The sequence below is a fragment of the Streptomyces sp. NBC_00388 genome, from assembly GCF_036061255.1.
GTDB lineage: Bacteria > Actinomycetota > Actinomycetes > Streptomycetales > Streptomycetaceae > Streptomyces.
Window position 1 is genome coordinate 165,368 of the sequence record NZ_CP107948.1, and the last position, 17,090, is coordinate 182,457.

Here is a 17,090-nt window from a genome sequence, read left to right on the forward strand (position 1 = left end):
CGGGTCGGACACCGTTCAGTCACGCGAGCATTGACAAAGCCGGGCTCGTCCCGGTGCACGGTGCTCAGATCTGCAAGTTCACCCCTTCGAAACGCCAGCAGCTGTCACCCCTCCGATGGGCGGCCGAGTCGTGAGCGCCGGTGGTCGGGGAAGCGCTCCGCGCTAGGATCGAGCAGATCGATCAGGTCCATGAGGGCGTGCTGCAGCGCGATCAGCCGGTACGGCAGTTTCTCTGCCCGCGCCACCGCTTCGATGCTGTCGCTCAGCGGTCCGAACCACTCGGCGAACTCCGGGTCGTCGTCGAGCCGCCGGCAAAACTCCACGTACCCCAGACAGGACGTGCCGTCCCCAGTCAGCATCAACTCACCGATCGCCCGCTGATCGCTGCGGAAAACCACGAAGTGGCCATCGAGGAAGCGTGCGTTCCCGCCCCCGTCGTTGTTCAGCACGTTACTGATCGCCGTGAAGTGCCCCACGATCCTCCGGTTGAGTGTGCTGTCCCCGAGATCGAGAAACTGGACGCCACGGCGCAGGATCTCCACCCGGCCCAGGTACTCGCCCAGTACATGCAGCGTGCTGCGCCGGGCGTACGCGCGTTCACGGTGGGAGCCGTCACGGAAGTACACCCGCAGGAATCCACGGTCCACGATGTTGTAGAGGCGGGACTGCAGATCGTAGGCAGCCCACAGGAGCGGATCACGATGGCGGCCCATCAGGTCCTGCTGCGCGGTCCGGCTCTCCAACTCGTAAGCGAGTAGGGCCTGTCGTCGGCCGGACCTGGCCGTGAACCAGGCGCTGCCGAGCGCCACAGCACCCGACAGGCACGCGACGATCAGTTCGGTACTCACAGGCCTGGAAGCGTAGCCGTCGCGGCAGCCCCGGACCAGACCGTCCGGATCAGAGCAACGGCGGGCGACCGAGAACTCGTGGTGGTCGGATCACTCCAGAGGCGCCGCTCTGGGCTATTGGTTATCCCATGGCAGCCGATACCTGCGGCATTGGGGTGAGGGCCGTGGTGAGCTCTGCGAGGGTGCTGTGTTCGGTGAGCTGGTTCTCGATGTTGATCCCCGTGCCTTCCTCCAGGAGCAAGGCGAGTTCGGCGATGGACAGGGAGTCGAGACCGAGCTGGCGTACGGTGGCTCCGGGGACCAGCCGGTCGGCTGATACGCCGAACTCGTCGGTCAGGAGCCTTGTGATGAGCTGGTTCGTGGGGGTCATGCGATCTCCGGGTTCGGAAAGAGGCGGACTGGAAGCGAGCGCAGGTGGCGGGTGACCCAGCGAGCGTCGTATGTGGCTGCGCCCGCAGGTTGCGGCCTGGCTTGCAGGAGCACGGTGAGAGCCTGACGTGCCTGGACGCGGGCAAGCTGTGCCCCCAGGCAGAAGTGTTTGCCGGCGCCGAAGGCCAGATGCCGCGGTGTCCGTGTCACGTCGAGCTGCTGGGGGTTGTCGAAGACGCGGTGGTCTCGGTTGGCCGCTCCGAGCAGCAGCAGCAGTGGCGTGCCCTGGGGGATGGCCACGCCTGCGATTTCGGTGTCGGTCACGGCGGCGCGCAGGCCGATCTGGATGGGTGGATCGAAGCGGGCGAATTCCTCGACAGCTTTGCTGATGTCGCCAGGGGTCTTTGCGTTGTCAGTGAGGAGGCGGAGTTGGTCGGGGTGGTCGAGGAGAGCTCGCATTCCGTTGGCGATCAGCCCAACGGAGGTCTTGTAGCCGGCTGAGAGGATCAGTCCGCTGGTGGCCAGTGCCTCCTGTTGCGTCGCTGGCAGACCGTCGGGTCCCCCGGCGCTGGTGAGGAGCGAGATGAGGTCGGTGGGGCAACGGCCGGGTGGCGCTGAGGCGAGGATCTTGCGCAGGGCGCGTGAGAACTTGACGCGAGCCAGGGCGTTGTGGGATTCGTTGCCGGACTGGCGGGGGTTGACGCCTCCGAGCAGGAGTTCGGCGTGCTTCTTGAAGTCCTCCGGGACACGCAGGAGGGCTGAGATGACGCCCCAGGCAAGCGGTTCTGCGATATCGGTGACGACATCGCAGATATCGCCGGGCCGGATCGCAGAGACGCGCTGATGCAGCACTTCGGTCATGAGGGGCACCAGCGCGCTGATGGCCTCCGTGCTGAACGCCGATGCCACCCGGCCGCGGTGCTGGTCGTGTACGGGCGGGTCCACGAGCAGGAAAGAACGCGCGGGCAGCCCGTAGGCCGTTGTGTCGCTGGTTGTGCGTGCGCCATGGCCGAAGTCTCGGCTGCGTAGTACTGCGGAGCACTCCCGGTGGCCCAGGACGGCGATTCCGCCGGACGGAAGGCGGCACATCTGGCCCCGCTGCTCGCGCATCCGCTCGTAGTGGGGGTAAGGGTCTGCGAGGAAGGACGGGCAGGTTACGTCGAAGGGCAGGTCGTCGGCCACGCGGTCGCACCACGGATCAACGGGGCCAGCCGGCCGTAGAGTTGGTCCGCTCCCCTGAACCGCTGCGGCATTCATGAGCCCACGACCATAGGCTGGCTGGAGGGGTCGACCTGCACGCAGTAGGGCAGGGCGTCCAAAGGCTCATCCAGCAGGAAACGACGGATCAGGTCCTGGTGCTCGACCGGCCTGGTGATGCTGACGAAATGGTCGGCGTCCTTGATGACCGCGAAGACTGCTCCCGGGGTGCGGGCTGCCAGTGCACGACAGGTGGCCGGTGGCGTGGCCACATCGTGCTCGCCGACGATTACCAGCAGCAGAGGGCCGGGAGGCTCATCGAGGGCCGGCGTGAGGGCCGCAGTGACTGCATCGAGCAGCCTCAGGCAGCTCACCCACGTCTGCATTTCGGCAACCGCCGTGGGCTGCTTCATGCGCTTGGTGAGGGTAGAGAGCAGCGCGCGGCGGCGCAGTACCGTGCGGCTGGGATCAAGGCACACCACCCGGTGCAGCACGTCATCCAGCACAGCGCTTCCTTCCAAGTCCAGACGGTTCACTGCCTCGGCAAGGTCCCTCGCAGCGGCGGGGTCGCACAATCCTCCCGTCGCTCCGGTCAGCACAGCGCGCCTGGCCACCCCAGGGTGGCGCACGGCAAAACGGTGTGCCACGTCCGCGGTGAAGGAGTTCCCCACAACGTTCACGCCGGTGAAACCGCACTCGCCGACCAGATGTGCGAGGGCATCGGCCAGCATGTCCAAATTGCACCCGGCCGGCAGCTCACCAGGCGCTGACACCCCGCAGATGTCCGCGGTCATCACATGCGACCAGCGGACGATTCCGTCCGCGAGAGTCTGTGTGTAGCTCTGGCTGCGCAGCAGGCTGTTCACCACCAGAACGGGATCGGTCAGGGGTGTTGGACACCACTGCACCGTCGCGGACATCTGAATCCCGCGGTACGAAGACTGCAGCTCTCCGGTGTTCATGACTTGTCCCTATGCATCGGCGTGATCGAGCTGGCTTCAACTGGACCCGCGGGTGACAACTGAGAGAACTTGTTGGCACTCAGTGTCTTGCGGCTCTGTTCAAGCCGGTCCCCCGGGTTGCGTGTGTGCACCTCACGCCTTGATCAAGCGTCGCACGGCCGGACATGGAGGCCTGACAGGTCGGACTATCTCCACCCCTTCGAGTGGATCTTGATGGCGGTCGCGGAAGCGCTGCCTGTGCAAGGGCTTGCCGGTACGTCAAACCCCGACGCACACAGGGACAGCGGGTTTTCCCAATCCCATGTAAGACCTGGGCCGGCACCACAGTCGTGCCGGGCTGCGCCACGTTCCGCTCGAACCGTCGTTTCCACACCGGACGGGACGGGGCCTCTACGCAAACCCCCGCCCTCCCCAGAGACAAGGGAGAAAGCCATGCATCTTCGGAAGGCGACTGACGCGGGTCGAACGCGGGAAGGCACTGCGATCCAGCACGGCACCCCACGACCCCTGCGGTTGGTACGTCAACGCCGTCTCGTCGTGTTCCTGGCCCTCGTCTTCACCGTCGCAGCCTGCTGGTACGGAGCCTCGGCCGGCGACCATATGACGGCCGGCGACGTCGTACCTGCCTCCGCCGAGTCAGCCCGCGCAGACCACATACTGGCCACCCGATTCCACGCCCCGCGAGCCAACATGATCCTCGTCGCGCGCGCCCGGCAACCGGTCGACACGGCCGCCTCTACCGCAGCCGGCGTGGACCTGGAACGGCGCTTGGCCGCGGATCCCGCCGTCGAGCACGTCGTCTCCTTCTGGTCCGCCCGGACACCCTCGCTCCGTTCGCACGACGGACGAGCCGCGCTGCTCCTGATCCAGCTGCGTGGAGGAGAGGACGAGGCGACGCAGGCCGCCGGGCGGCTCACCCCCCACGTCACCGGCCGTCAGGGAGCCCTGGAGGTAGTCGCCAACGGCGAAGCTGTCGTCAGGGCCGAGATCATGCGACAGGCCGAACACGACCGCCTGCGCGGAGAACTGCTGGCAATGCCGCTGACTACCGTCCTGCTGCTACTGGTCTTCCGCTCCGCTGTCGCAGCCCTGCTCCCGGTCCTGGTAGGAGCCCTCGCGCTGACAGGATCGATGGCAGTCCTGCGAGCACTGACCATGTGGACGCCGGTATCCGTGTACGCGAACAGCATCAGCAGCGCCCTGGGCTTCGCCCTGGCCGTGGACTACAGCCTGTTCCTGATCAGCCGTTACCGCGAAGAACTGAACGCCGGACGGAACCCGCACGAGGCGCTGCGCGTCTCTCTGCGCACCGCGGGCAGGACCGTGGCCTTCTCGGCCGCTACGGTGGCCCTGTCCCTGGGGGCGCTGCTGGTCTTCCCGCACACCATCCTCCGGTCCATCGCCTACGGCGGGATCAGCGTCGTCGTGCTGGCCGCGGCCGGAACGCTGCTCCTCCTTCCGGCAGTGCTGGCGCTGCTCGGCGACCGGGTGGACCGTTTCGACGTCTTCGCACACTGGCGGCCGCGCCATTTCAACCCTCCGGATGGGAGCGAAGGGCACCTGGGCAGCTGGGGCAGGACCGCAGTATGGGTCATGCGCCACCCAGCGATCGTGGCCGTCGCCGTCGTCGCCGGGCTGATCCTTCTGGCCTCGCCGTTCTCACACGTGCGCTTCACCCTTTTCGACGACCGCGTCCTGCCCCCGACATCCGACGCAGGGCGCGCCGGCGAACAGCTGCGCCATGATTTCGAGGCGAACAGCACCGTCACCGCGACGGCCGTCGTCCTGCCCGCCTTCGACGTGCGGGCGCGGCCTGAAGCGCTGCAGGACTACGCGCGGCGCATCTCGACGCTGCCGGACGTAGTACGTGTTGACACCGCCACCGGCTCATACAACAGAGGCACCGCCGCCGGCACCGAGGCGATCCCCGGCCCTGCACCGGCTGGGCAGTACCTGTCGCAGCACGGCGTACGGCTGGAAGTGACCACACGCGGCGAGCCGTACACACCCGCCATGCGCGACTTCGCCCGCTCACTGCGAACCCTGCCAGCACCTGCCCCAGCCCTGGTGAGCGGACCGGGAGCCAGACTCGCCGACGTGCAGGACGCCCTGGCCAACCGACTGCCCCTGGCCCTGGTCCTGGTGACCCTGGCGATGCTGGCCCTGGTCCTTGCGCTGACCAGGAAACCGGTCCTGGCACTCAAGGCCCTGCTCCTGAACACCCTGAGCTTGTGTGCCACGTTCGGTGCCCTGGTCTACGTCTTCCAGGACGGGCACTTCGCCGATGCGCTGGGCGGCTTCGCCATCATCGGAGCTACCGACGCCCTCCTGCCGATCATGGTGTTCTGTATCGCATTCGGCCTGTCCATGGACTACGAAATCTTCCTTCTCGCCCGGATCTGCGAAGAATACGAGGCCTGTGGTGACACCCGCCTCGCCGTAGCCCGAGGTCTCGACCGCACAGGTCGCTTGTTCACCTGGGCCGCAGTCACCTTCGCCGCCGTGATGGCCACCTTGGGCACCTCGTCGCTGCTCGTACTGAAAATTGTCGGAATCGGTCTCGCGTTGGCAGTCCTTCTGGACGCCACCGTCGTACGCGGCCTCCTCGTCCCTGCCGTGATGTGCCTGGCCGGCGACGCCAACTGGTGGACGCCCGTCCACAAACCAGAAGCGGGCACCCGGACGTCCGACGCTCCTCGCACCCTGCCCGGCCCGCCCGCCATCGGATGGGATCACCTCTCCACATCGGAGCGTGACGCCCACGCCTCGGCCGATACTCGGCGTACGGCTTCTTAAGAGTGCCCCCAGCCCGTCCCAGCGGGCTTCCGCGATGCCCGGCGCCCCCGCTGCCGTCTGCCCGATGGGCAGGCGCGCACCACCAGAACCACAGGTGAGGTTCCGACCGGCAGGCGCCGGCTGGAGCCTCACCGCGGCAGAACGGCCTCTGGCGCTCGACGACAGACGGATTTCAGTGCCTGCCGACATGAAGCACCAGTGGATAATTCAGGCGATGCACGCAGGGAAGGGGCTACTCCGATGAAATCGTGACGATTGGTAGTGCAGGTCGTTGCTCAGAACATGAAGATCACGTATGCCGCCATGGCCACAGCAGTCCTACTCGTCACCGCCCTATCAGCCAACGCAGCCCATGCCAACGGCGCGCTCGCAAGCACTGGCCAGGCCACAGAACGAGACCACCTCATCGCCACTACCAGCAGGCCCACCTATCCGGACGTCACCTACTACGACTGCAGCGGCCGGCACGAGACAGCCGAGACCCACCCCTTCGACTCCACCCGCTACATCGTCTGCACCAACGGCAAGGCCAACGACACACCCTGTCCCGACAGCGATCCGGCCGACCCGGCTCACCCCTACCAAGTCTTCGACACCGGCAGGCTCGTATGCGTGCAGCCCAATGACACGTCGTCGCTGCGCAGGCAGGGCCCGCCCAAAAACTGATACCGGGGCCCACTGCAGCGCCCCTGCCCATATCTCGCGCGCCTCCCGGCCTCGGACGCTCTCGCAATCCCCGCCGGCAGCCGTTCTGGCATCCCGGCCAGCTGCAGGGCAGTCGAGCCATCAGGAGGCGCGTTCGTAGACGACGTTGGCCGAGGGGCAGTCGTCGGCGAATCCGAGGAGGGCCCGGCGCTCGGCGGCGTCGGTGGCCAGGTCCCAGCGCAGTCTGGTTGCGACCCAGGTCGCGGCCTAGGTGCAGCGGTAGGAGTGGTCGGAGGGGAGCCATTCGACCGGGTCATTGTCGCTCTTGGACCGGTTCGAGTCGGCGGAGACCGCGATCAGAGTGTCCGGGGAGCCCTGGTCGTTCGCGTATGCCTCCAGCCGAGCCGCGCTCCACGGAGTCCGCTCCGAGTCGGACCTCAGCGAGCAGGACAGAGTGGTCGACGTCGAGACGGGCGGCGCCGGTGACCCTGAGGTCGTCGTAGGCGCTGGGCCAGGATCCGCCGGTCAGTTTGCAGCCGGCCGCCACCGGCGTGGTGACGGTGGCCTCGGGCCCGGTGAAGGCCCTGCCCGTTCGGGGCTGCGGTGCCGACCGCGGCCGGGACGGTGGACACGCGCTACCCCGCTGATCAGCCACACTCAAGCCCCCCGTGCCGCATCTAACCGACTAGCCCGCAGGCCAATGTGAGTTCGGCATGCCGTCATCGCTCATGTGCGTCCGCTGCCAGGCCCCTTTCCAGTCGAACGAGTTCTCCTGGACGGACCGGTGCCGCTGCCCGCACGGACATGGCGCCAGCGTCCACGCACACCCACGGCACAGTTCGATCCACCCGCGCCCGATCGAGCTTTGCACCCGCTGACCTGAAGGACCAGCAGCCGTTCATCACCTCAACCTCCTCCAACAGCAGCAAATCCGACTTCGGCCCCGCGGACTGGAAGCCAACGAACAACGCGTTCTGGTGCACCTACGGCGAGGACTACACCCACATCAATTCCGTCTTCAAGCTCACCACCACCGGCGCCGAGAAGACCGCCCTGGCCTCAATGCTCGACACCTGCGCCTGACGTGCCCGGGCAGGGCGCAGCTGCATCGGTTACGCCCTGCCCAGGCCCGGCATGAACAACTCAGGTTCTGCGGCCGCATTTTTGGGCACTGTCGTTCGGCCGGGGCGGGCCGGCCCGGGGATAGCCGGTCGGACCCCAGCTGCCAGTGTCCCTGACGCGATCCGCTTCGACTGGAGTGCCCCCAGGCCCCATCGCGCCTCTCCGCGCGGACGGGCCGGGTGGTTCTGGGGAGGTGCAGCGCCTCACATGCGCAGGATATCGAGTGAGGCGGGTCCGCTGCTCATCCGCCGCCTGTTGCAGGCGCTACCACGGGTGCGCCAAGTCGCGACCGGAGAGCCCAGGGACACTTTCCCACGCGGTACGTCGTCACGCACGTGCTATCGCCGCACCTCTTGGAATCGATCATCTAGTGTGACGGCCATGCCTGACGGGATCGCCTGGATAGGTGCGCACAGCACCACAGATAAGTCTTCCACCCTGCCTGGAATGCTCGGTGGGATATCGATAACCTGCGCCCGCGGCGTCGACGCGGACGAGTTCCTCATCGCGTTGGGCGCCGACTTCGATGAGCTCGCCGACCGCACCCCGTACAAGGATCTTGTCGTCCCTGCGGGGCGGCCGGGCAGGTCGGTACCCCGCGTCAAGCCTGTCATGTACGGAACGCACGGCGATTGGGTGTACGTACTGGAGGACTGGGGCATGGCGACATGGTCAACCGGCTATCGACAAGTGGAGTCGATGCGGCCCTGTCCGGACGAGGAGGTCATCTGTCTGACGATGGACTGGTGGAACCCGCCATCGACGATCATTCATGCGCCGGGTGACGGGCGTGCCTGGCGGGCCGACTTCGGGGAAACCACCGGCCGGTCGTCCGCCTTGGATGCGGCACTGCATGCAGCGGGAGCAGTGTTTCCGTCCATACCGGACGAAGAGGAAGCCGTAGTGATGGCGTACTACGAGGAGCACAGGGAGCGTTTGCCCGGGGCCGTCTTCTCCGGCGTCGGAGCCTACTGCGGGCTGTCCATCGACTCGTCAGCTGTCCAGGCCGGCGAACTGCCGTCGCTTTTGATCCCCATGGTCTGACGGCCTCACAGCCCCGCCTCCACTCCAGGTCCCGGAGCGGGGCGGGCCTGTGCTGTGGGCTGCTATTGAGCAGTCGACGTGCAGATGGCAGGCGTGGCTCCGTCGTACAGGCAGGTGTTACCCGGGGTCATGCGGGTGTCCAGCCAGTACGGAACTTTGTCCATGAGCCGCATCGCGCTCATGAATTCTGAGAAGTGACCGCCCATGGACTGCTGATTGTGCATGCCGGAGATCGCTGACCGTCCGCACACTTCCTTGACTGACGGGTTGGTGCCGTTGAGGCTGAACAGGTGCACCGCCGTACCCAGCTTCTTCGCGTTGGTGCCCAGGCAGGCATTCCCGTTGGGTGTCGTGCTGCCGGTGGGCAAAGCCGGTTCAGGCCGCCCTCGGCTGCCGACATTCCACCGTACGAGGACGCAATAGCGAACTGGGCACAGGTGAGTTCGTCCGACGCGTCGACCAGGGCGCTGGCGTCACCGCTGCCCTTGGCCCACCCGGTGGGACAAATACGGTCGCGGCTGCGTGTGCTCTGCGCCTTGTCATCCATCTCGGCAAAGTCCCCAGCGGGATCTGCTGCGCGGGTTCGATGGTGAGGTGTTCGGTGAAGCTGTTCTGGCCGTCGAGTTCGATCAGACGAAGGAACAGCAGTTATGGCGATCTGGCCGAAGAGGTCGAGGGCGGCTCGCGGGCCGTGGACGCGGCGGGCAGCCGCGCCACGTCGAAGTCCCAGACCCTGTCACCGACGACGGTGCACCGGGGGCCGCGTGCTTCGACCATGCCCCCGGCCAGGAGCAGTCCGCAGTGGAAGGTCGCATGTGCGCAGGCTTCGCGGGAGCTGTCGAAGAAGGCGGGGCCGACGAGGCCCGAGCCCCCTTCGAAGGTGACGAAGATGTCCCGCCTCCCGGACGGGTCCATTGACTGCTCTGTCTCCGGCTCGTCAGGGAAGGCCGTTTCGGGAGAGAGGGGCGCTTCCTGCTCAGCCCGTGAAAGGGTCCGCCTCACCAGGCTCCGTCTCCAGTGCTTGGCGGTCGAACTTCAGCATGGCGACGAAGAACAGGCCTCCCAGGATCAGGAGGCCCCCCACGATCACGACGGAGACCAGCGCCTCTCTCGGGGATACCAGTACGAACAGGGCAAAAACTGTCCATACCAGGGCGCAGATCGCGACGGGCAGTTCGAAGCGTCCGAGGTTGAAGGCACCCTTCTGGCGGCTGAGGCGTCCGCGTACTGCCAGGTAGAGCACGATCGTCGAGCCGTAGGTGAGGGCGGGGAGGATGGTCGAGGCCGTGATCAGCTCCAGCAGTGCGGCGCCGGGGAGGGCAACCATCAGGACGACGCCCAGGGCGAAGACCAGCACGGTCGCCGGGATCGGCGTCCTCGTGCGGGGGTTGACCCGCCGCATCAGGCGGTGGGCGGGGAAGCGGGCGTCGCGTGACATCGCAAAGACGAGGCGCGAGCATGCGACCATCGTCACGATCCCGGCGCCGAAGAACGCGATGGTGATCGCGACCAGCAGTGTCTTTTCCATAGCCGGACCGAGCTGATCACGGATGATCGCCGCGACGGGCGAGCCGGTGTTGCTGATGCGGGGGATATCGTCGATCGCGAGCGTGAGCGTGATCAGAAACAGCATGCCCAGGACACCGGCCGCCACGACCGATCCCACGATCGCGCGTGGAACGGTGCGGAACGGATCCTTGGCCTCCTCGGCCAGGTTGGCCGCCGAGTCGAAGCCGACGAGGGTCGCGAGTCCCATGATCATCGCAAGTATCACGCCACCGCCAACTGCGAAGTAGCCGGGGGCGTTTTCGACGACACCGCGCGAGGTGAGGTTGCCGACCGAGCCGTTGCCAGTGACCGAGACGGCGATGACGAGCGCGATCGCCACCACCACCACGAGTGCCAGTTCGAGCCCCACAGCGACCGTGTTGATCAGGCTGACGAGGCGCGTGGAGGCCACGGCCAATACGGTCTGGACGAGCAGCACCACGAGCGTGATCAGCCGTGCGGCGTCCTCGTCCGGTGCGATGCCGGCAAGTGGCATGAACGCCTGGCTCGCCAGCGCGTTGTCGACCGCCACCACGCCGATCGCCAGGTAGCAGAAGGTCAGCCAGCCGAACCACCAGCCGATCTTCGGGCTGGTCAGCCGCGAGGCCCATTGATACGAGGAACCGCTGAGCGGGATGCGGGCCGCGAACTGCGCGACTACCAACGCCACCAGGGTCTGCCCTGCGGCCGCGACGATCCACAGCCAGATACCGACCGGACCCGCGGTCAACAGCACTTCGTCGTAGGTCGCGAAGATGCCGACCGCCACCGAGATGAACGCGAACGAGATCGCGAACACCTGAAAGGGGCCGAGGGTGCGTTTCAGCTCCTGCCGGTACCCTCCGGCCTCGACGGTCTTCGCATCGCCCTGTGTATCAGACGAAGATTCCACCACCGCGACCACCTCACCTTCCAAGGCCCTCCGGTACCCGAGACACACGCCAGGCAGGCACCGGTCAGTGCACCATTTTCACCCTCTTCCACGTCTGTGTTCCGTTCGACTCACCCGACCGACCGTACGGATGCCGGCCCGCCCTCCGCCACGCCGGGCAGACGCTGGTTTCGTTGTCCGGATGGTGCTCACGCTGATCCGGCTGCAGCGATCGACCCGCATAGGGAGGGGCCGGGCCAGCCTGCGCTGCCAGCCAGTCCGGGTCCGCGGCGTTCCTCATACCGCGCCCCCGTGATCGACAGAGCAGAACGCTACGAGCCCCACTCCCCCATCGCGACCCCTGCGGACAATCGCCACCCCCGGGATCAGCCGGCGCTTGCGGGTGATCGGTGCCCGAGACGGCGCAGACCGGCGCAGCGGCTGCCGCGCGGGCTGAAGATCCGCCCGCGCGGCGAACTCAGCGCCGGCGGTTCCGTCGCTGAGCACCCGCGAGGTGGGCCCGGTGGTGGTCTGGGCCGCGGGAGTGGTGGCTGTGGTGTGGTGGCCGAGGCGGTCGAGGGCTGCTCGCGGACCATGATCGCGGCGGGCGACGGCAACAGCGTCCAGGCACCGGACGATGTCGCCGACCACGGTGCGCCGGAGGCCGCGTGCTTCGACAGTGCCCCGGACCAGGAGCAGCCCGGAGCGGAAGATCGTGTGCGCGCAGGTCTCGGGGGAGGTGTCGAAGATGGGGAGGTCGACGAGGCTTGAGCCGTCTTCGAGGGCGACGAAGACGACCCGCTTCCCCGAAGGGGTGGGCGGCGTCTGCGTGGAGGCCCGTACACCCGCCCCCCAGAAACCTCTGCCCGGGGCGATGCGCTGGAGGCGGGCTGCGTCGGTGGCGCCGAGCTCACGCAGCAGCCGGTGGTGGTCCATCAGGTGCAGGAATACGTCGATGGGCAGGACGTCCCGTTAGGCGCTCATCCGCTCCCGGCCTGAGAATTCCCGCAGGCCGCCGGGCTCGGACGTGACGATGCCCCCTACCGGTTGTTCACGCTTGACTGTCATTTCACATAAGGCAGTTCGAGGTTCTCATTGAACGCATTCGCCGGGTGTTCTGCACTGTGTCCCGCCCGTACGGTCGATGGCATGGAGGTCTCGTCCTGCTCGCGTGAGGGCTGGGGGTCCTGGGGGCTGCCGGCGAAGCCGGTGATCCCTGAGGGGATGGCCTTCCTGGTCGATGAGGACCTGCGCTTCGAGGATGAGCGCGGGCTGCGGGCGACCGCGGTCGGAAACGGGCGGCTTCGCCTGCGGCCGACGGAGAACTGTCCGGCGGTCCGGCGTTATGGACGCACACGAACAGCACGGACGGCTTCGGCCGGGGTTCAGCCACCGGCGGGGCCCTCAGCGGTGGCCGCAGGGACCGAAAGGGGCTCGGAGTTGGGAAAGCAGCGGCGGGCGGCGAGGGCGACATGGACGAGACCGATCAGCACGGGCACTTCGATGAGGGGGCCGACGACGCCGGCCAGGGCCTGCCCGGAGGTTGCCCCGAACGTCGCGATGGCCACCGCGATGGCGAGTTCGAAGTTGTTGCCCGCAGCGGTGAACGCGAGGGTCGTGGCGCGAGGATAGTCCAGGCCGACGGCTTTGCCCAGGGCCATGGATCCGGCCCACATGACGGCGAAGTACACCAGCAGCGGCAGCGCGATCCGCACCACGTCCCACGGCTGCGAGGTGATCGCGTCGCCCTGGAGGGCGAACAGCACGACGATCGTGAACAGCAGCCCATACAGGGCGAACGGTCCGACGCGGGGAACTAGTTCCGCCTCATACCAGGCGCGTCCCTTGGTCTTCTCGCCGAGCTTGCGGGTGAGGAATCCGGCGGCGAGAGGGATACCGAGGAAGATCAGCACGCTGCGGGCGATCTCCCATACGGAGATGTCCAGGGCGGTCTGGTCCAGGCCGAGCCAGCCGGGCAGGACGGACAGATAGAACCAGCCGAGCAGGCTGAACGCGATCACCTGGAAGACGGAGTTGAGGGCGACGAGGACGGCGGCGGCCTCGCGGTCGCCACAAGCGAGGTCGTTCCAGATGATGACCATGGCGATGCAGCGGGCGAGGCCGACGATGATCAGGCCGGTCCGGTATTCCGGCAGGTCTGGCAGGAAGGTCCAGGCGAGGGTGAACATAACGGCCGGGCCGATGATCCAGTTGATGACCAGGGACGGGATCAGCAGGCGCTTGTCACGGGTGACGGTGTCCAGGCGGTCATAGCGGACCTTCGCCAGGACCGGGTACATCATCACGAGCAGACCGAGGGCGATCGGCAGCGAGACCCCGGTGACCGTCACCTTCGCCAGCGCGTCTCCGAGCCCGGGGACCAGGCGGCCGAGCCCGAGGCCGGCGGCCATCGCGGCGAGGATCCACACGGCGAGGAAGCGGTCGAGGAACGACAGTCGGCCCGCGACCGGCCTCGCCGCGGCGGTGGTCGTCTCGCTCACGACGCGGCCCCCGCCGGGGCTTCCAGGGGCTCAAGGGGCTGAGCCTGCGGGTTGGTGAGGACGGCCGAGAGGCGGTCGGTCATCGCGGGCAGCAGCCGGTAATACACCCACGTCCCGCGCCGTTCGGAGGCGATCAGCCCAGCCTGCTTCAGCAGTTTCAGATGATGGGAGATCGTCGGCTGGGACAGGTCAAACGCAGGGGTGAGGTCGCAGACGCAGATCTCCCCGCCCTCCCGCGAGCCGATCATCGACAGCAGCCGCAGTCGCACCGGATCACCCAGGGCCTTGAACACCTTCGCCAGCTCGACGGCCTGGTCCTCGCCCATGGGTGCACTCAGCAGGGTCGGACAGCACCCCTCGGCGCTGTCCTGGCCGAGCACCACCAGCTCTTGTTTCGACATGCGTCTATGTTGACAGTCTTCGATCCAAGGCGCAATGTTACATCGAGGCATATCAATACAGCCTGATTGGGACCCTTCTCATCCCTGCCATCGAGGAGTGAAGGTCATGAGCGAGCAGACAGAAGACCTGCGCGAGACCGTGCGTCGGCGCTATGCCGCGGCGGCCGTCCAGGTCACCGAGGGCGGAAGCGCCTGTTGCGGACCGGCCGCGATCGAGGTCGACGAGAACTTCGGCTCCACCCTCTACGCCGCCGACGAGCGTGGCCAGCTGCCCGCCGAGGCCGTCGCCGCGTCGCTGGGCTGCGGCAACCCGACTGCCGTCGCCGACCTCCACGAGGGTGAATGCGTCCTGGACCTCGGCTGCGGCGGCGGCATCGACGTCCTTCTGTCCGCTCGCCGGGTCGGCCCGACCGGCAAGGCCTACGGTCTGGACATGACCGAGGAGATGCTTACCCTGGCCCTCGCAAACCAGAAGAAGGCAGGCGCCGCCAACGTCCAGTTCCTCAAGGGCACCATCGAGGCCATCCCCCTCCCGGCGAACACCATCGACGTCGTGATCTCCAACTGCGTGATCAACCTGTCCACCGACAAGCCCGCCGTCTTCACCGAGATGCACCGCGTCCTCACGCCGGGCGGCCGCATCGGGATCTCCGACGTCGTCGCCGATGACACCCTCACCCCAGAACAGCGGGCCGCGCGCGGCGACCACGTCAGCTGCATCGCCGGCGCCCTCTCCTTCACCGAATACCGCCGTGGCCTCGAAGCCGTCGGGTTCACGGACATCGGGATCACTCCCACCCACAGCGTTTCCGACGGCATGCACTCCGTCATCGTCCGCGCCACCAAACCCGCCACCATGGCTACGGGGACGGACAGCTGCTGCGGCGTGACCGCCTGCTGCACCGACGCCGAGCGAGCAGCCGACCCCAACAGCACGGCTGCAGAGGCCAAGAGCGCGCCCGGCTGTGGCTGCAACTGATCGGTCGGCGCACGGCGCAGCCCTCAACCTGCGGACGCGGGGTCTGGGGACTGCGGGTGAAGAGCATGTCGTCACCCTGGGCCCGTCAGTTCAGCGAAAATGTCCGCGTCAGGCAGACAGGGGTGACCTTTGCAGCCCCCATCAGTAGTGACCTTCTCGCCTGCCGTGGCCTTCAATAGCAAACTGCCATTGCCTCTCCTTGTCTTGCCGTAGACGTTGGGTGTGCCCGTGATCGTTTGGGTGTGGTGTCGGGTTGTGGGGCGGGTCAGCCGCGGATCTGGCTGGTTTCGCGGGTGAACTGGCGGTGGCCGATCAGCTTGTAGGCCACACGGGCCGGGGCCGGCAGGACCTTCATGAACCTCCGGCGTTCCGCATCATCGGTTTCCTCGGTGATGTGGCCGAGGATGACCAGCCGCCGCGTGAGGGGAATCGCGCTCATGCCGTGCTTGCCGAGTGCGTCCCATTCGCTCTGCGCCAGTGTGACGGAGACAATCGGCAGTATTGACTGCTCCTCCTCGGCCAGGTGCTCGATCAGTGTGGGCATCATGGCGTCGATGCGAGCGGCCATCCGCTCCCCCGCGGCAGCGTCCGCGCTCGCCGTCCACGCCGGCAACTCCGCGTCGATGGCCGTGGCAGCATTGTCGACCTGCGCGTGCTGCGCATCCATCCGGTCCATCAGCTCCGGATCGAGGGCTGCTCGTTCACGCAGTAGCGGAAAGAGCAGCTCGTCCTCACCGGTGTGGTGCGTGTGGAGGAATGTCAGCATCTCCCGGGCGTGCGCGCCGATGACCTTGGATCGCGCACGGTCCCCGGCCGCGGCGCGAAACAACCGCGGAAGCTGACCGAACTCGCGCCGCAGGACGCGATGGATCAGCACCATCTCGTGCGTGTCGACGCCGGGCCCGGAAGCGCTCATCGTGACACCTCGACGGCCGCGGCCTTCCGGATCGCTTCGCGCGCCGTGATAGCCGGCCGGCCGAGGAGCTTGACCAGGTCGCCGCTGTCGGTGAACAGCTCTCCGCGGGCCAGCCCGGCATCGGCATCAGCCACGGCAGCGGCCATCTCCGCAGGCAGCCCGGCGCCCGTCAACGTCGCGGTGTAGTCGGCCACCGGCATGTCCCGGTAGGTGATGGGGGTGCCCAGGACATCGCTGAACGTGGCGGCGAGTTCGGTCAGCGTGAACGGCGTCCCGCCGAGCTCGTAGGTCGCTCCGAGGTGCCCGTCCTGCGTCAGCGCCGCGACCGCGGCCGCCGCCAGGTCACACCGGCCGGCCGCACTGACACGCCCGTCGTGTGCACTGCCCAGCAGAGCCTGGTACTGGGTGATCATCGGCAGCTGGTCGGTGTAGTTCTCCAAGTACCAGCCGTTGCGCAGGATGACGAATGGCGACCCGCTCTCCCGCAGGTACTCCTCGGTGCGGCGATGCGCGCCGGCGAGCATCATCTGCGCGGTCGAGGCATTGAGCATGCTGGTGTACACGATGCGGGAGACACCCACCCGGCGCGCCGCGTCGATGGCGTTGCGGGCGTTGTCGAACCGCTCACCCACCGTCGTCGTGGACACCAGCACCATCGCGTCGGCACCCGCGAAAGCGGTGTCGAGGGTTCCCGGGTCGGCGAAGTCCGCACGCCGCACAGTGACCCCGTTCCGTGCGAGGTCCGCGAGCTTTCCGGTGTCCCGCCCTGTGGCCACGATCTGCTCCGGCGGCGTGCCGGCGGCGAGGAGCTGATCGACGATGAGCCGGCCAAGATGACCTGAGGCTCCCGTGATGACAATGGACATGATGTTTCCCTTCGACAAATGTTCG

At 67.2% G+C, this 17,090-nt stretch carries 17 protein-coding genes; 5 read left to right on the plus strand and 12 right to left on the minus strand.

The window, feature by feature from the left end; translation table 11 throughout:
- Positions 1 to 104 precede the first annotated feature (104 nt).
- From OG917_RS00850 to OG917_RS00865, 4 genes are all read right to left on the minus strand, one after another.
- A complete protein-coding gene (locus tag OG917_RS00850) occupies positions 105 to 848 on the minus strand; it encodes a hypothetical protein (RefSeq protein WP_328315529.1) in 744 nt (247 codons plus the stop codon).
- A 121-nt stretch (positions 849 to 969) separates the two neighbouring features.
- Positions 970 to 1,218, minus strand: coding sequence for an acyl carrier protein (locus OG917_RS00855; protein ID WP_328315530.1), 249 nt, complete (start codon positions 1,216 to 1,218; stop codon positions 970 to 972).
- Positions 1,215 to 2,399 carry a cytochrome P450 gene (locus tag OG917_RS00860; protein ID WP_328315531.1) on the minus strand — a complete coding sequence of 395 codons (1,185 nt, stop codon included), beginning with the start codon at positions 2,397 to 2,399 and terminating at the stop codon, positions 1,215 to 1,217. Before OG917_RS00860 ends, OG917_RS00855 begins: the two co-directional genes overlap by 4 nt.
- 71 nt (positions 2,400 to 2,470) lie before the next feature.
- On the minus strand, positions 2,471 to 3,376 hold the full coding sequence (locus tag OG917_RS00865; RefSeq protein ID WP_328315532.1) for an alpha/beta fold hydrolase: 906 nt from the start codon (positions 3,374 to 3,376) through the stop codon (positions 2,471 to 2,473).
- 537 nt (positions 3,377 to 3,913) lie between these two features.
- Between OG917_RS00865 and OG917_RS00870 the strand changes: the two genes are divergently transcribed.
- From OG917_RS00870 to OG917_RS00885, 4 genes are all read left to right on the plus strand, one after another.
- The gene (locus OG917_RS00870; RefSeq protein WP_328315533.1) at positions 3,914 to 6,172 is read left to right on the plus strand and encodes an MMPL family transporter; all 2,259 of its coding nucleotides are present in this window, start codon (positions 3,914 to 3,916) and stop codon (positions 6,170 to 6,172) included.
- A 282-nt stretch (positions 6,173 to 6,454) separates the two neighbouring features.
- Positions 6,455 to 6,838: a carbohydrate-binding module family 14 protein gene (locus OG917_RS00875; protein WP_328315534.1), complete on the plus strand. Its 384-nt coding sequence runs from the start codon at positions 6,455 to 6,457 to the stop codon at positions 6,836 to 6,838.
- Between the two features lie 783 nt (positions 6,839 to 7,621).
- On the plus strand, positions 7,622 to 7,900 hold the full coding sequence (locus OG917_RS00880) for a hypothetical protein (RefSeq protein WP_328315535.1): 279 nt from the start codon (positions 7,622 to 7,624) through the stop codon (positions 7,898 to 7,900).
- Between the two features lie 420 nt (positions 7,901 to 8,320).
- Positions 8,321 to 8,983, plus strand: a complete 663-nt coding sequence (locus OG917_RS00885) for a hypothetical protein (RefSeq protein ID WP_328315536.1) — start codon at positions 8,321 to 8,323, stop codon at positions 8,981 to 8,983.
- A gap of 62 nt (positions 8,984 to 9,045) precedes the next feature.
- On the opposite strand, the gene OG917_RS00890 is transcribed toward OG917_RS00885, so the two are convergent.
- The 6 genes from OG917_RS00890 to OG917_RS00915 form a co-directional block, all read right to left on the minus strand.
- On the minus strand, positions 9,046 to 9,351 hold the full coding sequence (locus OG917_RS00890) for a hypothetical protein (RefSeq protein WP_328315537.1): 306 nt from the start codon (positions 9,349 to 9,351) through the stop codon (positions 9,046 to 9,048).
- A gap of 280 nt (positions 9,352 to 9,631) precedes the next feature.
- Positions 9,632 to 9,898: a hypothetical protein gene (locus tag OG917_RS00895; RefSeq protein WP_328315538.1), complete on the minus strand. Its 267-nt coding sequence runs from the start codon at positions 9,896 to 9,898 to the stop codon at positions 9,632 to 9,634.
- 61 nt (positions 9,899 to 9,959) lie between these two features.
- Positions 9,960 to 11,447: an APC family permease gene (locus OG917_RS00900; protein ID WP_328315539.1), complete on the minus strand. Its 1,488-nt coding sequence runs from the start codon at positions 11,445 to 11,447 to the stop codon at positions 9,960 to 9,962.
- 252 nt (positions 11,448 to 11,699) lie between these two features.
- A complete protein-coding gene (locus OG917_RS00905) occupies positions 11,700 to 12,338 on the minus strand; it encodes a hypothetical protein (RefSeq protein WP_443058893.1) in 639 nt (212 codons plus the stop codon).
- Between the two features lie 449 nt (positions 12,339 to 12,787).
- On the minus strand, positions 12,788 to 13,903 hold the full coding sequence (gene arsB / locus OG917_RS00910) for an ACR3 family arsenite efflux transporter (RefSeq protein WP_328315540.1): 1,116 nt from the start codon (positions 13,901 to 13,903) through the stop codon (positions 12,788 to 12,790).
- Complete coding sequence (locus OG917_RS00915; RefSeq protein ID WP_328315541.1) at positions 13,900 to 14,304, minus strand: ArsR/SmtB family transcription factor; 405 nt, start codon at positions 14,302 to 14,304, stop codon at positions 13,900 to 13,902. Before OG917_RS00915 ends, arsB begins: the two co-directional genes overlap by 4 nt.
- 106 nt (positions 14,305 to 14,410) lie before the next feature.
- On the opposite strand from OG917_RS00915, the gene arsM reads away from it, so the two are divergent.
- Positions 14,411 to 15,283, plus strand: a complete 873-nt coding sequence (arsM, locus tag OG917_RS00920; RefSeq protein ID WP_328315542.1) for an arsenite methyltransferase — start codon at positions 14,411 to 14,413, stop codon at positions 15,281 to 15,283.
- A gap of 265 nt (positions 15,284 to 15,548) precedes the next feature.
- Here arsM and OG917_RS00925 read toward each other — a convergent pair whose 3' ends face one another.
- Both OG917_RS00925 and OG917_RS00930 read right to left on the minus strand, forming a co-directional pair.
- Complete coding sequence (locus OG917_RS00925; RefSeq protein WP_328315543.1) at positions 15,549 to 16,199, minus strand: hemerythrin domain-containing protein; 651 nt, start codon at positions 16,197 to 16,199, stop codon at positions 15,549 to 15,551.
- Positions 16,196 to 17,065 (minus strand): SDR family oxidoreductase, encoded by an 870-nt coding sequence (locus OG917_RS00930; protein ID WP_328315544.1) that lies wholly within the window; start codon positions 17,063 to 17,065, stop codon positions 16,196 to 16,198. Before OG917_RS00930 ends, OG917_RS00925 begins: the two co-directional genes overlap by 4 nt.
- Positions 17,066 to 17,090: the final 25 nt, after the last annotated feature.

Coding starts and splice junctions, on each gene's coding strand:
- OG917_RS00855 (WP_328315530.1), bottom strand. CDS start 1,218: ATGACCCCCACGAACCAGCTCATCACAAGGCTCCTGACCGACGAGTTC.
- OG917_RS00865 (WP_328315532.1), bottom strand. CDS start 3,376: ATGAACACCGGAGAGCTGCAGTCTTCGTACCGCGGGATTCAGATGTCC.
- OG917_RS00875 (WP_328315534.1), top strand. CDS start 6,455: ATGAAGATCACGTATGCCGCCATGGCCACAGCAGTCCTACTCGTCACC.
- OG917_RS00880 (WP_328315535.1), top strand. CDS start 7,622: ATGGCGCCAGCGTCCACGCACACCCACGGCACAGTTCGATCCACCCGC.
- OG917_RS00885 (WP_328315536.1), top strand. CDS start 8,321: ATGCCTGACGGGATCGCCTGGATAGGTGCGCACAGCACCACAGATAAG.
- OG917_RS00895 (WP_328315538.1), bottom strand. CDS start 9,898: ATGGACCCGTCCGGGAGGCGGGACATCTTCGTCACCTTCGAAGGGGGC.
- OG917_RS00905 (WP_443058893.1), bottom strand. CDS start 12,338: ATGGACCACCACCGGCTGCTGCGTGAGCTCGGCGCCACCGACGCAGCC.
- OG917_RS00915 (WP_328315541.1), bottom strand. CDS start 14,304: ATGTCGAAACAAGAGCTGGTGGTGCTCGGCCAGGACAGCGCCGAGGGG.
- arsM (WP_328315542.1), top strand. CDS start 14,411: ATGAGCGAGCAGACAGAAGACCTGCGCGAGACCGTGCGTCGGCGCTAT.
- OG917_RS00925 (WP_328315543.1), bottom strand. CDS start 16,199: ATGAGCGCTTCCGGGCCCGGCGTCGACACGCACGAGATGGTGCTGATC.
- OG917_RS00930 (WP_328315544.1), bottom strand. CDS start 17,065: ATGTCCATTGTCATCACGGGAGCCTCAGGTCATCTTGGCCGGCTCATC.